Annotated in this window: 12 protein-coding genes and 1 tRNA gene; 3 read left to right on the top strand and 10 right to left on the bottom strand. The window is 33.6% G+C overall.

Annotated elements, in window-relative coordinates; translation table 11 throughout:
- Nucleotides 1–52: 52 nt before the first annotated feature.
- Genes infB through rimP form a run of 3 tightly spaced genes read right to left on the bottom strand, consistent with a single transcriptional unit; the run spans nucleotide 53 to nucleotide 4,591 of the window.
- Entirely contained in the window at nucleotides 53–2,854 is a 2,802-nt protein-coding gene (gene infB, locus ABYI63_RS03965) for a translation initiation factor IF-2 (protein ID WP_372753674.1), read from the bottom strand.
- A gap of 29 nt (nucleotides 2,855–2,883) precedes the next feature.
- The gene (nusA, locus tag ABYI63_RS03960) at nucleotides 2,884–4,116 is read right to left on the bottom strand and encodes a transcription termination factor NusA (protein WP_372753672.1); all 1,233 of its coding nucleotides are present in this window, start codon (nucleotides 4,114–4,116) and stop codon (nucleotides 2,884–2,886) included.
- A 13-nt stretch (nucleotides 4,117–4,129) separates the two neighbouring features.
- Nucleotides 4,130–4,591 carry a ribosome assembly cofactor RimP gene (gene rimP / locus ABYI63_RS03955; RefSeq protein WP_372753670.1) on the bottom strand — a complete coding sequence of 154 codons (462 nt, stop codon included), beginning with the start codon at nucleotides 4,589–4,591 and terminating at the stop codon, nucleotides 4,130–4,132.
- 220 nt (nucleotides 4,592–4,811) lie between these two features.
- On the opposite strand from rimP, the gene ABYI63_RS03950 reads away from it, so the two are divergent.
- Entirely contained in the window at nucleotides 4,812–5,642 is an 831-nt protein-coding gene (locus ABYI63_RS03950; protein WP_372753668.1) for a universal stress protein, read from the top strand.
- 179 nt (nucleotides 5,643–5,821) lie between these two features.
- Here ABYI63_RS03950 and ABYI63_RS03945 read toward each other — a convergent pair whose 3' ends face one another.
- From ABYI63_RS03945 to ABYI63_RS03925, 5 genes are all read right to left on the bottom strand, one after another.
- The gene (locus ABYI63_RS03945) at nucleotides 5,822–6,619 is read right to left on the bottom strand and encodes a haloacid dehalogenase type II (protein WP_372753666.1); all 798 of its coding nucleotides are present in this window, start codon (nucleotides 6,617–6,619) and stop codon (nucleotides 5,822–5,824) included.
- A 163-nt stretch (nucleotides 6,620–6,782) separates the two neighbouring features.
- On the bottom strand, nucleotides 6,783–7,427 hold the full coding sequence (locus ABYI63_RS03940) for a DsbA family oxidoreductase (RefSeq protein WP_372753664.1): 645 nt from the start codon (nucleotides 7,425–7,427) through the stop codon (nucleotides 6,783–6,785).
- A gap of 74 nt (nucleotides 7,428–7,501) precedes the next feature.
- Nucleotides 7,502–8,065 (bottom strand): carboxymuconolactone decarboxylase family protein, encoded by a 564-nt coding sequence (locus ABYI63_RS03935; RefSeq protein WP_372753662.1) that lies wholly within the window; start codon nucleotides 8,063–8,065, stop codon nucleotides 7,502–7,504.
- 77 nt (nucleotides 8,066–8,142) lie between these two features.
- On the bottom strand, nucleotides 8,143–8,706 hold the full coding sequence (locus ABYI63_RS03930) for a TetR/AcrR family transcriptional regulator (protein ID WP_372753660.1): 564 nt from the start codon (nucleotides 8,704–8,706) through the stop codon (nucleotides 8,143–8,145).
- A gap of 175 nt (nucleotides 8,707–8,881) precedes the next feature.
- Nucleotides 8,882–8,954: transfer RNA gene (locus ABYI63_RS03925), tRNA-Gln, on the bottom strand.
- Nucleotides 8,955–9,105: 151 nt separating this feature from the next.
- Between ABYI63_RS03925 and ABYI63_RS03920 the strand changes: the two genes are divergently transcribed.
- A complete protein-coding gene (locus ABYI63_RS03920; protein ID WP_372753658.1) occupies nucleotides 9,106–12,414 on the top strand; it encodes a protein O-mannosyl-transferase family in 3,309 nt (1,102 codons plus the stop codon).
- A 3-nt stretch (nucleotides 12,415–12,417) separates the two neighbouring features.
- Nucleotides 12,418–13,101, top strand: coding sequence for a polysaccharide deacetylase family protein (locus ABYI63_RS03915; protein WP_372753656.1), 684 nt, complete (start codon nucleotides 12,418–12,420; stop codon nucleotides 13,099–13,101).
- A 50-nt stretch (nucleotides 13,102–13,151) separates the two neighbouring features.
- Here the strand turns inward: ABYI63_RS03915 and ABYI63_RS03910 are convergent, their stop codons facing one another.
- Together ABYI63_RS03910 and ABYI63_RS03905 are read right to left on the bottom strand one after the other, a co-directional pair.
- Nucleotides 13,152–13,448, bottom strand: coding sequence for a thioredoxin family protein (locus ABYI63_RS03910; RefSeq protein WP_372753654.1), 297 nt, complete (start codon nucleotides 13,446–13,448; stop codon nucleotides 13,152–13,154).
- 131 nt (nucleotides 13,449–13,579) lie between these two features.
- Nucleotides 13,580–14,815 carry a metallophosphoesterase gene (locus tag ABYI63_RS03905; protein ID WP_372753651.1) on the bottom strand — a complete coding sequence of 412 codons (1,236 nt, stop codon included), beginning with the start codon at nucleotides 14,813–14,815 and terminating at the stop codon, nucleotides 13,580–13,582.
- Between the last annotated feature and the right edge of the window lie 172 nt (nucleotides 14,816–14,987).

Here is a 14,987-nt window from a genome sequence, read left to right as displayed (position 1 = left end):
TAAAAATAAAAAAGCGACCAAATGGTCGCTTTTTTATTTAATATAATTCAACTTATTTAAGTTTCTTTTTAACTTCTACTTCATGGAATGCCTCAATAATATCGCCTTCTTGGATATCATTATAGTTCTTAATTTGCATTCCACAATCGTAGCCTTTACTAACTTCCTTAACATCGTCTTTAAAACGTTTTAAAGAAGCTAATTCACCAGTATAAACTACAACACCATCTCTAATTAAACGCACTCCAGAATTTCTAAGAATTTTACCATTAGTTACCATACAACCAGCAATACTTCCAATTTTAGTAACTTTAAAAATTTCTCTAATTTCTGCAGTACCCGTAATTTCCTCTTTAAATACCGGAGATAACATACCTTCCATAGCATCTTTAAGGTCATTAATGGCATCATAGATAATAGAATACGTTCTGATATCGATTTCTTCCTTATCAGCAATCATTCTTGCATTTCCTACAGGACGCACATTAAATCCGATGATAATGGCATCAGAGGCTGAAGCTAATAACACATCACTTTCTGTAATAGCACCAACACCTTTATGTAAAATATTAATTTGAATTTCTTCCGTTGATAATTTTTGGAATGAATCGGTTAACGCCTCTACAGAACCATCTACATCTCCTTTAAGAATAATGTTTAATTCTTGGAAATCACCTAATGCGATACGACGTCCAATTTCATCTAAAGTAATATGACGTTGTGTACGTACAGATTGTTCACGTTGTAATTGTGCACGTTTTGAAGCAATCTGTTTCGCTTCACGTTCATCTTCAAATACATTGAATTTGTCACCTGCTTGTGGCGCACCATCTAAACCTAAAATTGAAACAGGTGTTGAAGGTCCTGCAGCAGTCACGTTATTTCCACGCTCATCCTGCATTGCTTTAATTTTACCACTATTTCTTCCTGCAAGTACATAATCACCCACTTTAAGTGTTCCTGCTTGAACCAAAACGGTTGCTACATAACCACGACCTTTATCTAAGAACGCTTCTACAACAGTACCTAATGCAGGTTTATTTGGATTTGCTTTTAGCTCTAATAATTCCGCTTCAAGCAAAACTTTTTCTAATAACTCTTTTACTCCTGTACCTACTTTTGCTGAAATATCATGAGATTGAATTTTTCCACCCCAATCTTCTACCAACAAGTTCATTTGTGCTAGGCCTTCTTTAATTTTTTCAGGATTTGCAGCAGGTTTATCGATTTTATTAATAGCAAATACTATTGGCACCCCAGCAGCTTGAGCATGGGCAATAGCTTCTTTAGTTTGTGGCATGATATCATCATCCGCAGCAGCTACAATAATAGCGATATCTGTTACTTGAGCACCACGAGCACGCATCGCGGTAAACGCTTCGTGACCTGGTGTATCTAAAAATGCAATTTTTTGTCCGTTATCCAATTTTACACCGTAAGCACCAATATGCTGTGTTATACCACCAGACTCTCCAGCAATTACATTTTCTTTACGAATATAATCTAGAAGTGATGTTTTACCATGATCCACGTGACCCATTACGGTTACAATCGGTGCTCTAGGTAATAAATCTTCTTCTTTATCTTCAAAAACTTCAATAGAGTCTTCGATATCAGCAGTTACAAATTCAACTTCATAACCAAATTCATCAGCCACAATAGATAATGTTTCAGCATCTAAACGCTGGTTCATAGTTACCATCATCCCCAGTGACATACATGCTGAAATAATTTTTGTAACAGGAACATCCATCATAGTTGCTACTTCACTCGCCGTAACAAACTCCGTTACTTTAAGAATTTTGCTTTCAGCTGCTTCTTGCTCTAAGTTTCTTTCTGTTTGATCTCTATGCTGATCTCTTTTATCTCTTCTATATTTGGCTCCTTTACCTTTTGAAGATTTCCCCTGAAGCTTTTCTAAAGTTTCACGTACTTGTTTTTTTACATCTTCATCACTCGGGTCCTCTTTTACAATAGGACGTCTTGCTTGACCAGGCTTACCTTTAAACCGGTCGTTTCCTGATCTATTTGATGTATTAGAATCGCCACCCTGTTGTGGTCCACCCACTTTACTAATACGGCGACGTTTCTTCTTATTAGCCGAAGCACCTGCTTCTCCAGGTTTACCATCCGCCTTTTTATCTTCTTTCTTTTTCTTTGGCTTATTAAATTGAGATAAATCAATTTTATCACCAGCTATTTTAGGGCCAGTTAATTTTTGGTATTTGGTTTTAACTTTTTCCTCAATAATCTGCTCACCTTCAGATGTCGTTATGGTTTTACCTTTAACTTCATCCGTTTTTGTAGGTGTTGAAACTGGAGGCTCTACTGATTTAACCGGTTCAGAAGTAACTTCTTCTTTAACTGGTTCAACCTCTTTAGTTTTTTCAACTTCTTCTTTAACAGGTTCTTTTTCAGCTAATTTTTCAACAACCTTTTCTGTAGGCGTCTCAACCACTTTATCTTCCTGTTTTGGTGTTATCGGGGTTTCTTCAGGTTTTTTAGGATTTAAATCAATTTTTCCTACCTGTTTTGGTCCCGCGAGTGTTTTAGAGGCTTTAATAATTTCTTCTCTTCTGGCTGCCTCCTTTTGTCTTTCTTCAAGCTCACGCTCGCGTTGCTCGCGCAACACTTCTTTCTCTTTCTGTTTTGCTTCACCTACTTCTTTGGATGCTACTTTTTTGTTTGCATCTGTTTGAAATTCATTTGAAAGAATTGTGTGTACTTCTTCTGATATTTTCGTATTAGGACTTTTTTCTACCTCCACGCCTTTTGATTCTAAAAAATCAACAGCACGGTCAATAGAAATATTGAGTTCACGTAATACTTTATTTAATCTAATTGTGTCAGCCATAAATTGCCTTTAAAATACTCAAATATATGTTATTCTTCGAATTCTTCTCTAAGAATTCTAATAACGTCTTTAATTGTTTCTTCTTCTAAATCTGTTCTTTTCACTAAATCTACCACATCTTGCTCTAAAATGCTTTTTGCAGTATCTAATCCAGCTTTACTAAACTCTTCAATAATCCACCCTTCAATTTCATCAGAGAACTCTCTTAACTCAACATCTTCTTCAGCACCTTCTCTAAATACATCTATTTCATAACCAGTTAATTGACCAGCCAAACGAATGTTATGACCACCTCTACCAATGGCTTTACTAACTTCTTCTGGTTTCAAAATAGCCTCTGCACGTTTGGTTTCTTCATTAATTTTTATTGAAGTAACTCTCGCTGGACTTAACGCTCTTGTAATATACAGTTGTAAATTATTTGTATAATTGATTACATCAATATTTTCATTTCCTAATTCACGAACGATACCGTGAATTCTTGAACCTTTCATACCAACACAAGCTCCTACCGGATCAATTCTATCATCATAAGAATCTACTGCTACTTTAGCTTTTTCACCTGGTATTCTTACTACATTTTTAATAGTAATTAGACCATCAAAAACTTCTGGTATTTCTTGTTCAAACAGTTTTTCTAAAAACGCAGGAGATGTTCTAGACATAATAATAGTAGGTTTTGCACCTTTTAACTCAACACTATCAATTACCCCTCTTACATTATCACCTTTTCTAAAGAAATCTGAAGGAATTTGTTTTTCTTTTGGAAGCACAATCTCGTTTCCTTCATCATCTAATAAAATTACTGCTCTATGACGAATGTGGTGAACTTCAGCTGTATAAATTTCACCTACCAAATCTTTAAATTGTTTAAAAACGATGGTATTATCGTGCTCATGTATTTTAGAAATTAGGTTTTGGCGTAACGCTAAAATAGCACGTCTTCCTAAATGGATAAGCTTCACTTCTTCAGACACCTCTTCACCTACTTCAAAATCTGGTTCAATTTTACGAGCTTCTGTTAATGTAATTTCTTGATTTGGTTCTTCTACTTCACCATCTGCCACAACTACTCTATTTCTCCAAATCTCTAAATCTCCTTTGTCAGGATTTACAATAATATCGAAATTATCGTCGTCGCCATATTTCTTTTTTAGGGCACTTCTAAACACATCTTCTAAAATAGCCATTAACGTTACTCTGTCAATTAACTTATCGTCTTTGAATTCTGAAAAAGATTCAATTAACGCGATATTCTCCATAACTCTTATTGAATTAAAATTTAATCATCACTTTTGCTTCTACAATATCTCCGTAAGCGATTGTCGCTTGCTTTTTTACAGTTACTTTCCCTTTACCTATTGGTTTAGGTTCTCTAACTTTCCATTCTAATGTTATATCTGTTTCGGTTGCTTTTGCAAGTATCCCTTCTATTGTTTCAGAAGCTGTTCTTACAATTAGCTCGCGTTTCAAATTCTTATTATACTGTCTTTTATTTACCAAAGGCGATGTAGCACCTGCCGACATCACTTCTAAAGAAAAATCATGCACTTCTCTATCAATATTATGTTCAATTGCTCTGCTTACAAACATGCAGTCTTCAACCAAAACCCCATTATCACCATCAATAACAATATTGATATGATTATCGGTACTAATTGAAAAATCAATTAAAAACAAATCTGGTCGTTCTACCAACGCAGTTTCTAGTAAGTCTTTTACAGTATTTTTAAACATTTGTTATTATAAAAAGAGGGGACTTCCCGTCCCCTCTAACTTAATTTTGTCTTTCAACGGTGCAAATATATAATATTTTATTGATTTTTAAAGTAATATTTCATAAATTTAGGTAGGTCTTACTTATCAAATCATGACATGAGCATTTACAAAACTTCATTTTTTTTGAGGTTCTTAAAGCAAATTGCATCTGACCAAAATTAAATAAAATAATTAACAGATGAAAAAAATACTTGTCCCAACCGACTTTTCAATTGAAGCTGAAAACGCTTTAAAAGTGGCAGCGCAAATAGCAAAAAAGCATGGGTGTGAGATTTACCTTTTACACATCCTTGACGTTTCGGTGCATACTGTGGACGCTTTAAGTACTTACAACGACTTACCTGAAGTCATTTTTTTCATGAAACTAGCTCATCAAAAATTTGAATCACTTAAGTCAAAAGATTATTTAAAAGGCCTAACGATTCATGAACACGTTGAGTTTCATGAAATTTTTAAAGGAGTTTACCATGTTAGTAAAAAGAACAATATTGATCTTGTAATTATAGGATCTAGAGGTGCTAACGGCCTAAAAGAGATACTTATTGGGAGTAATACTGAAAAAGTAGTTAGAACCTCAGAAATCCCGGTACTTGTGGTTAAAAATGAACACCTTAAATTTAAAACAAAACACTTTGTTTTTGCTTCAGATTTTGGAAAAGAAAATAAAGGTCCATTTAAAAAAGCTTTAGAAATAGCTCATTTCTTTGGTTCCAAAATGCACTTACTAATGGTAAACACACCCAACCATTTTATTACCAGCGGTGATGCGCAACAACGAATTGAAGCCTTTATTAAAGACGTAAAAATGCCAAGCCATACTATAAACATTTACAACGATGTAACTATAGAAACAGGTATTATGAATTTTTCTCAGTCCATTCAAGCAGACATAATAGGGATGAGTACACATGGAAGAAAGGGGATTTCACACTTCTTTAACGGTAGTTTAAGTGAAGATTTAGTAAACCACGCCAAACGACCTGTTATTACTTTTAAAATCCAAGATTAAAATATAGCATAAAAAAAATAAAAGCTTATATTGATTTAAGTCTTATAATTTTAAATCCCAACCGAAAGATTGGGATTTAAAATTTAATTCAGACTCTAAAATAAGGTGAAATGTAACACATGAAGCTACAATCCATATCATACTTAATTATAAATAAGTCCTCTTATATAGTTTGCTTTTTACTTATAAGTCACGAGTATATCGGCTACCTTTTTTAAATCCGATACAATAATTTCTGATTGTGGTGCCAATGGAAACATTTGTTGTCCTGGCCGACCAATAAATGCAGCTCGCCACCCAGCCCAAAGTGCACCTGCAACATCCCATCCATGAGCAGCAATCAACATGCATTCTTCTGGTTTTACACCCATTTTACGCGCACCCCAAGCATAAGTATCTATAAACGGTTTAAACTTACCAACATCCTCTACGCTTAATCTTTCATCAAAATACGATGTTAATCCGGCACTTTCAAATTGTTTTTTAACGCCTTCATTTGACGAATTAGTGAACGAAACCATTTTATAACCAGCCTTTTTCAATTGCTCTAAAGCCTCTTTTACTTCTGGATGTGCTGGCAAACCTCGCAATGCATTTATAATTACATTACGTGCTTTGGCTTCGGTAATAGAAATACCATTATTGGCTGCTACCATTTGTAATGCTGCTGCTCCAATATTTCCAAAATGTTCATATTGTCCGCTCGCAGTTGTTACCAAAGAGTATTGCAACATAGTAGTAAACCAAAGTGACAATAATTCTTCTCTCCCCCCCAAAGCTTCTCCAACTTGTTTCTTCATTTCAGTAAGATCTAAAAGTGTTTCATTTACATCAAAAAACAAAACCTTGGGCCTTGTTTTCTCTATGGTCTCTTCTCTTCTTAATTGAGTATTTCCCATTGCTAAATTGGGCATTAACACACCTGTTGCTCCCATAATTCCAATATTTTTAATAAAATTTCTTCTATTGTTGTTCATTTTTAAATATTTACCTAAACACAATTTAAACACCTCTATTACTCTATAGAGGTTATAGATATATTCCCTAAACTGGATATTTTGCCTTATACTTTAACCTATTTCAACTTATTTAAAACAGATTTTCTTTAAAGTATCGCAAGGCGATATTACAATAAGTTTACTAATTGTTCATAAACTCTAAAACTACCTGCTTAAAAGTGTCTACCGATTGCGCACCTGTTAGTGCATTTTTTCTATTAAAAACCATTGTAGGAACCGAATTAACCCCTAGATTTTTCCAATATTCCTGTTTAACTTTTACTTCATTAACCGAATATTCATCATACAATCTCAATAGAGCTTCATCTGCATTTAAACCTACTTCTAATAATATTTGCTTTAAAACATCTCTATCGGAAACATCTTTGCGTTCACTAAAAAAGGCTTTTGTTAATGCCATTTTTAATTCGGTTTGTTTCCCGAAGTCTTTAGCATAGTCCAATAATACATGAGCTTCAAAAGTGTTAACCATTCGCATATCATCAAAATAATCGAATTTAAACCCAAGCTCCTCACCTATCTCTATCATACGTTTTTGCGTTTCTTTTTGCTGCTCTAACGTCGACCCATACTTTTCCGCAATGTGTTCTGTAACATTTTGACCTTCAAAAGGCATGTTCGGATTTAATTCAAAAGGCTGCCATTCAATTTCTATTTGTTCTTGAACTCCTAATTCTGCCAAGGCCTTTTCCAAACGTTTATAACCAATGGTACACCACGGACAAACAACATCGGAAACAATATCTATTTTTAACTTTTTAGACATGATTTATATAAATTTATTTAAGCCCTCTGTAATAGTCACAGAAGGCTACAGCTATTAATATGTAATCTTACTTTTTAAGAAACCACATTTTCTTTAGTCCATTCAAACTTTTTAAAGCTAGCATCAACCGGCGTGTTTGCAATATGGTTTGTATAGTTACTTATTACTTTTTGCGATAACCCAAGGATAATCTCTAACACTTGAGCCTCTCCATATCCGGCAGCATAAAACGCAGTTAGATCTTCTTGTGTTACGCTACCACGGTTTTTAACAATTGTTAAAGTCATAGTTCGTAATGCTTCTAATTTTGAATTTTCTAAAGGTGTTTCATTTCGCAATGCCTCTGAAATTGCATCATCCACTTTCATCATTTTAGCAATACCTGTATGTGCAGGTACACAATAATGACATGCATGTTCAACGTTGATAGTTTGCCATACTACAGTTAATTCTTCTTCATTAAAGGAAGAGTCTACAAACAGCTCGTGTAATTTTTGGTAAGCCTCTAAAATTTTTGGAGCACCTGCTAAAACACCATGCAAACCAGGAATCATACCGTAAGCTTTTTGAGAATTTTCTAATAATTGTTTACTTCCTTCTGGAGCAGATTCAATGTTGTGAATTTTTAAAGTTGTCATATTCTTTATTTTTAAGTTTAATATTATTGTTGTTTTTTTTCTAAACAATCGTTTAGTTATTGTATAAAAAAAAGGTTTTAAATATTTTTAAAAACCATTTCTATATAATCTTTAATCTCTTGTTTCGTATTTACCCTAGCCGCTGCTGCTAATCCATGCTTGGCCAATAATAGGTAATTAGCTTGTTTTAAAATGGTATCTTCATCTTTTGAAGTATCCATCCGCAATTTATCTATAATAATGGATTTCAAATTATCCATAAAACTGATCATTTGCTCTTTAATTAGAGCATCTTCAATCTCCGAAAACTCATTATAGGTATTAGTTAAAAAACATCCTTTTAGATTCTCATTTTTGAAATTAGAAGAGACTGAATCATAAAAAAACTGTTTGATATCATCAACACCGTTTGTTCCATGCTTAAATTTATCTAATGTAGAATGAATTTTAGCTTTGTAATGTCTTAAACTTTCAAGAAACAAACCATGTTTATTACCAAAACTAGAATATATAGAAAACTTATTGATACCCATTTCATTTTCAAGCATCTGCATAGAAGTAGCTTCATAACCATTCTTCCAGAAAAGATTCATAGCCTTTTCTATCACTTCTTCTTCAATATATTCTTTTTTACGAGCCATTGGTTTTAATCACGAGGCAAAACTAACCAATCGTTTAGAAACCAAAAAAGGTTTTAACATTTATTTTAATATTCCACACAAAATGTCATCATAATTTAACTCAAAACCCAGTTTCTCACCAAAACTGTTCCAAAAAAAAATCCTGACCAATAAATGATCAGGATTTACAATTAAGTTGGCTTACTAGGGCTCGAACCTAGACTCTTCTGGACCAAAACCAGACGTGTTGCCAGTTACACCATAAGCCAATGTGTAATTGAGGCTGCAAATTTAAAACAAAGTTTCATTTCTGCAAGCATTTTTTGCAAAAAAAATTTCAAACACTTAACGTTTACTTAAAAACCTACCAAATAACATAATTATTGTTAAATTCGCCACAGTTAAAAAACACTACTATTTATGACCAATTTTAATTTTAAAAAATGGAATACCATTTTAGGATGGTTCACTTTTTTAATAGCGCTTGTAACTTACGGATTAACCGTTGAGCCAACCGTAAGTTTCTGGGATGCTGGCGAATACATATTAACCTCTGCAAAATTACAAGTTGGACACCCTCCCGGAGCGCCTTTATTTCAAATGCTTGGAGCCTTTTTTTCTATGTTTGCGTTAGAGCCTTCGCAAGTTGGTTTTATGATGAATATGATGAGTGCCGTTTCTAGTGCGTTCACTATTCTTTTTATGTTTTGGACTATTACAATTTTGCTAAAAAAATTAGTTAGCAACAAAAAAGAATTAACTAAAGATAAAGCTATCGCTATTCTAGGTAGTGCTTTTGTAGGTAGTTTAGCCTTTACTTTTACTGATTCATTTTGGTTCAATGCTGTAGAAACAGAAGTTTATGCGATGGCTACACTTATCATGGCTGCGATGTTTTGGCTTGGATTACGTTGGGAACAAGACATGCATAAGCCAAGAGGAAACCGTTGGCTTATTTTAATTTCATTTATTATTGGATTATCTTTTGGCGTCCATTTCATGGGATTATTAACTATTCCTGCTATTGGTCTAATTTATTACTTCAAAAATTATAAAACCATCACCATAAAAAACTTCATTATAGCTAATGTCGCTTCTGTGGCTGTTTTGCTGTTCATATTCAAATTATTAGCACCTAACATTCTTAAAATATTTAGTATTTCCGAAATTTTCTTTGTAAACTCTATTGGACTTCCTTTCAATTCCGGCTCTATTATTGCAGGCATTTTACTGGTTGCCCTTATTTATTACGCATTAACCTATACTTACAAAAAAGGGTTTATTCATTTAAACACCGGAATATTATGTATCACCTTTGTAATCGTAGGGTTTTCAACATGGTTAATGTTACCTATACGAGCGAATGCCAATGTAGTAATTAACGAAAATAATCCTTCTAGTGCTCGCGAGTTGTTAGCTTACTATAACCTAGAACAATATCCGGAAACACATTTGTTCTATGGTCCACAATTTACAGATCAATATGCCTATTTAGATGAAAATAACCCGTATGTGGATGATAAACCTAAATATGAAAGAGATGAAACCACTGGTAAATATGTAATTGTAAATAATTACAAAAAAGCGAAGCAGAACTACAACAGCAAGCATGCTTCCATCCTACCACGTATGTGGAGTGCAGAACACGCTGAAAATTACATGATGTTTTCTGGATATTTAGATTTCAAGCTAAAACCAGAACATCAAATGGAAAATGAATTGCGTTCTGCCATCAATAATTTTAAAAGTGATGTTGCAAAAGGCGCTGTTGATTATGAAGATTATAACAACTTTTTAAAGCGATTTAAAAGTTACATCGATATAGAAAAGCCCAGCCTGATGCAAAACATTAAATATATGTTTGAATATCAATTAGGTTACATGTATTGGCGTTATTTTATGTGGAATTTTTCTGGAAGACAAGATGACATCCAAGGAAAATATGATAACCATGGTAATTGGATAACAGGCATTAAGCCTTTAGACGAAAAATTATTAGGTTTATCACAAGACAATTTACCAAGTGATGTTAAAAACAACAAAGCAAGAAATACTTATTACTTACTACCATTTATTTTAGGCTTAATAGGATTCTTCTTTTTATTCAACAAAAACAAAAATGTATTTTGGACGCTACTCGTGTTTTTCCTATTCACCGGTATCGCAATTCAAGTTTACACAAACGTTCGTCCTTTTGAACCTAGAGAGCGTGACTACTCGGTAGTTGGTTCTTTTTATGTATTCGCATTGTGGATTGGCTTTGGTGTGTATGCCCTATTTGACGCCTTAAAAAAATACATCGCTCCAAACCTTCTTGCACCTGCTGTTTCTGTTTTATGTTTAATATTGGTACCAGGCATTATGGCTGCAAACAATTGGGATGACCACGACCGATCGGATAAATATACAGCTAGAGCTATGGCACGAAAATATTTGGATTCATGTGCCGAAAATGGTATCTTATTCACCATTGGAGACAACGATACATTTGCTCTTTGGTATGCCCAAGAAATTGAAGGCTACAGAACCGACGTTCGAGTTGTAAACACCAGTTTGTTTCAAACTGACTGGTACATAGACCAAATGAAGCGTAAAGCATATGAAAGTGACCCAATTCCTTCACAATTAACACACGATTTATACAAGTATGGCACAAACGATTATATCATTATTGAACCCGTTGTTAAAGACACTCTTAACGTAAAGCAATTTTTAAATTTTATTGCAAGCGACAACCCTAAAACGAAATACGAATATATATTAAAACAAAAGAATATTGATTTATCTCAGGTGCGCCAACAAGATCTAGAGGCCAGTTATCTGCCTACCGAGTTTTTACGTATTCCCGTAAATAAAGAAAATGTTTTAAAATATGGCATAGTAAAACCTAAAGATGCGCATGAAATTGTACCACATATTGATATACAAATAACAGGTGGCGCACTATACAAAAACAGACTTTTAATGCTGGATATTGTGGCGAATAACGATTGGAAACGCCCTATTTACTTTACTGGAGGTAGTTTTGGAGACGACGACTATATCTGGATGAAAGACTATTTACAATTAGATGGTATGTGCTATAAATTAGTACCAATTAAAACGCCGGTAGATAGAGCAAATCCTTTTGATATGGGCCGTGTAGATAGCGAATTAATGTACAATAAGGTCGTAAAATGGGACTGGGGCAATAGTGGCAGTCCAAAAATTTATCACGATCCTGAAACTCGCAAAAACTCAATAACCTACAGAGGAAATTTAGCTAGACTAATAGAGCAGTTGCTTACTGAAAAGAAACTAAAGAAAGCTGAAACCATTGCAGATATTGCCATGAAAAATATGCCTGTAGAATATTTTGGATACTACACCTTATTAGAGCCTTATATAAGTGCCTATTACGAAGTTGGTAATAAAGAAAAAGCTAAAAAATTATTTAAGGAGGTTGCTAAAAAATATCAAGAAAATTTAACTTATTACAGTAAATTAAAAATTGAAAATCAAGAGCGTTTGTTTGAAGATATTTATACGGATATTGAACGCTATAAAGGCTTGGTAAATGTGTTAATAAAATACGATCCTAAGTTTGCAGAAGCTGAAGGGGAAATTTTCAACAATCATTTAATGTTATTTAAACATTTTTACGGCGGTCAATCTGAAACTAACGATACGCCTGAAGCCGATATCAATATACTTGAATCGGACAGTGGTGTTGATTTCACAACCGAATAAGGCATGACCTTAACACCAGTAAAAACACCATTAGTTGCCAAAAAACTGTTCCCAAACTACGTTTGGGACGTGGCAACCAATGATAATATTATATATCTTACATTTGATGATGGCCCAACGCCAGAAATCACTAATTGGACTTTAAAAACCCTAAAAACATATAGTGCGAAGGCTACCTTTTTTTGTATTGGAAAAAATGTAGAAGAATACCCAGAAATTTTTCAAAACATATTAGCTGACGGTCATACTATTGGCAACCACACCAACAACCATCTTAAAGGTTGGAAAACTAAAACCAATGACTATCTAGAAAATCTAACTGAAGCAGAAAGAGTAATTAACAAACAAATTTCTCTTTCCAAAATTCACTCTACACCTAAGTTAGTTATTAGTCATCAATCCCCAAGGGTTAATCTTTTTAGACCTCCCTATGGACAAATTACCCCTAAATTAGGCAAAAAATTATTGGAACTAGATTACAAAATAATTATGTGGGATGTTTTGTCTTTTGACTGGGATAAAACTGTAGCCGAAAGAAACTGCTTAAAAAATGTTATATCGAACACCAAAAATGGCAGTATTGTAGTATTTCACGACAGTGTAAAAGCATCTAGAAACATGCAATATACACTTCCTAAAGTATTAGACTATTTTAGTGAAAAAGGTTTTATTTTTAGGTCCTTATGAATTTAATCAACGTGTTATAAAACCATTAATTAAGGCCTCTCTATTATAAATTAAAGATATCTTTGAACGATACTAATTAACGTATTAGCATCTTGTTCACCACTTTGGCGCCATTTCATTTCGCCCCCTTTATATATTATTAATGTTGGTAACGTTTTTACACGCAAAGCTTCTGCAAGTTCTGCATTTTTCTCAACATCAATTTTTATAACTTTTGCCTTATCTCCTAATGCAGCAGCTACGTCTCTTAAAACGGCATGCATTGCAGTGGATTGATCATTCCAATCTGTAAAAAAATTTAACAGAACAGGAATTTCTACATCAATTAATTCCCCAAATTTTGACATACTATATTGTTTATTAGTCAAACGTACTTATACAAACCTACGCAATTTTTCGAAAATATCAATAAACACCCAATTTATAATGTATATTATGAATTTACTCCAACCAAATTAACATAAAAAACAGCAAAAAACTATGCAGTAGGCGTTCCTTTCTTAAGTTCTATAACGGTTATTTCTGGCCAAATCCCAACACGACCAGGAAAAGCCAAATAGCCAAACCCCCTATTCACATTTATGTATTGACCAAGTTCTTTGTAAATACCTGCCCAATATTTATAGCGCCATTTTGCTGGACTCCATTTAAACCAACCTGGTATCTCTATCCCAAACTGCATACCATGTGTATGCCCACTTAAAGTTAAATGATAGTGATAGTCATCGTTCACCACTTTACGCTCCCAATGTGTCGGGTCATGACTCATTAAAACCTTAAAATCTTCATTGGTTATATGTTGTGAAGCCTTTTTCAAATCGCCCTCTTGTTTAAAACCGCCTGTACCCCAGTTTTCAACACCCAATAAGGCTATTCGTTCACCATTTCTTTTTAAATAACGATGTTCATTCAATAATAAATCGAAGCCTATTTGTTTTTGTATCGATTTTAAATCTTCTAAATTTTGATGCTTTTCAGCTTCCGAATTCCATTTAACATAATCACCATAATCATGGTTTCCTAATACCGAATATTTACCATCCCTAGCTTGAAGTTTACTAAAAACATCTATATATGGATGCATTTCATCAGCTGTATTATTAACCATATCGCCTGTAAATAAAATAACATCGCTTTCCTGCTCATTTACTAAGTTTACAGCATATTTTACTTTTTCAATATCATCAAAACTACCCGAATGAATATCACTTATCTGGGTGATTTTATAACCATCAAACGATGCTGGTAAATCTTCAAAAGTTAGACTATATTTTAAAACTTTAAAATTATATTTTCCTTTATAGATACCGTACAAAACCGATGCAAAAGGAATAGCCGCTAAACCCAAAGCTATTTGGCTAACAAACTGCCTACGCGATGCAAAAAAACTTTCTTTAGGTGCTTCATTAGCCGTAAAGTATCTAAAAATTGCCTGAGGCACTCTAAAAACATCTTCAGCAAACATTCCTACAAAAAGAACCATTTTAGGTATTACTATGGCAACCAAAAAACCGAAAGCATAAGCATGAGCGTGCGTAAACCCATCACGCCTATTTAAACCGTAATAATTAAATATGAAATTACCTGCTACTAGAAATGAAATAATCCAATATGTTATATGAGACCAATTGCTTTTTGATACAGTTTTAAATGCCTGATAGGCATAAAGATCGAGAATCACAAAAACAATAATAAAAACAATCCAACGAAGCATATATTCTAAATTAATTTGTAAAGTTAGTAATTTCGATAGCCCTTTTTTCTTATGAAACTGTTAAACCTTTGATAGTGGGCTTTAGGATTAGCTGTTGGTTAAAAATAATGGCAATCGTGCAGGATAAACCATAAATCAGAAATAGTTTTCGTAGTTTTGGTTTCTTGTATTT

The sequence above is a fragment of the Mariniflexile sp. genome (assembly GCF_041583155.1).
Lineage (GTDB): Bacteria > Bacteroidota > Bacteroidia > Flavobacteriales > Flavobacteriaceae > Mariniflexile.
This window is presented reverse-complemented; position numbering and strand designations above follow the sequence as displayed.

Coding starts and splice junctions, on each gene's coding strand:
- infB (WP_372753674.1), bottom strand. CDS start 2,854: ATGGCTGACACAATTAGATTAAATAAAGTATTACGTGAACTCAATATT.
- ABYI63_RS03940 (WP_372753664.1), bottom strand. CDS start 7,427: ATGTCTAAAAAGTTAAAAATAGATATTGTTTCCGATGTTGTTTGTCCG.
- ABYI63_RS03930 (WP_372753660.1), bottom strand. CDS start 8,706: ATGGCTCGTAAAAAAGAATATATTGAAGAAGAAGTGATAGAAAAGGCT.
- ABYI63_RS03935 (WP_372753662.1), bottom strand. CDS start 8,065: ATGACAACTTTAAAAATTCACAACATTGAATCTGCTCCAGAAGGAAGT.
- ABYI63_RS03920 (WP_372753658.1), top strand. CDS start 9,106: ATGACCAATTTTAATTTTAAAAAATGGAATACCATTTTAGGATGGTTC.
- ABYI63_RS03950 (WP_372753668.1), top strand. CDS start 4,812: ATGAAAAAAATACTTGTCCCAACCGACTTTTCAATTGAAGCTGAAAAC.
- ABYI63_RS03945 (WP_372753666.1), bottom strand. CDS start 6,619: ATGAACAACAATAGAAGAAATTTTATTAAAAATATTGGAATTATGGGA.
- ABYI63_RS03910 (WP_372753654.1), bottom strand. CDS start 13,448: ATGTCAAAATTTGGGGAATTAATTGATGTAGAAATTCCTGTTCTGTTA.
- rimP (WP_372753670.1), bottom strand. CDS start 4,591: ATGTTTAAAAATACTGTAAAAGACTTACTAGAAACTGCGTTGGTAGAA.
- ABYI63_RS03905 (WP_372753651.1), bottom strand. CDS start 14,815: ATGCTTCGTTGGATTGTTTTTATTATTGTTTTTGTGATTCTCGATCTT.
- ABYI63_RS03915 (WP_372753656.1), top strand. CDS start 12,418: ATGACCTTAACACCAGTAAAAACACCATTAGTTGCCAAAAAACTGTTC.
- nusA (WP_372753672.1), bottom strand. CDS start 4,116: ATGGAGAATATCGCGTTAATTGAATCTTTTTCAGAATTCAAAGACGAT.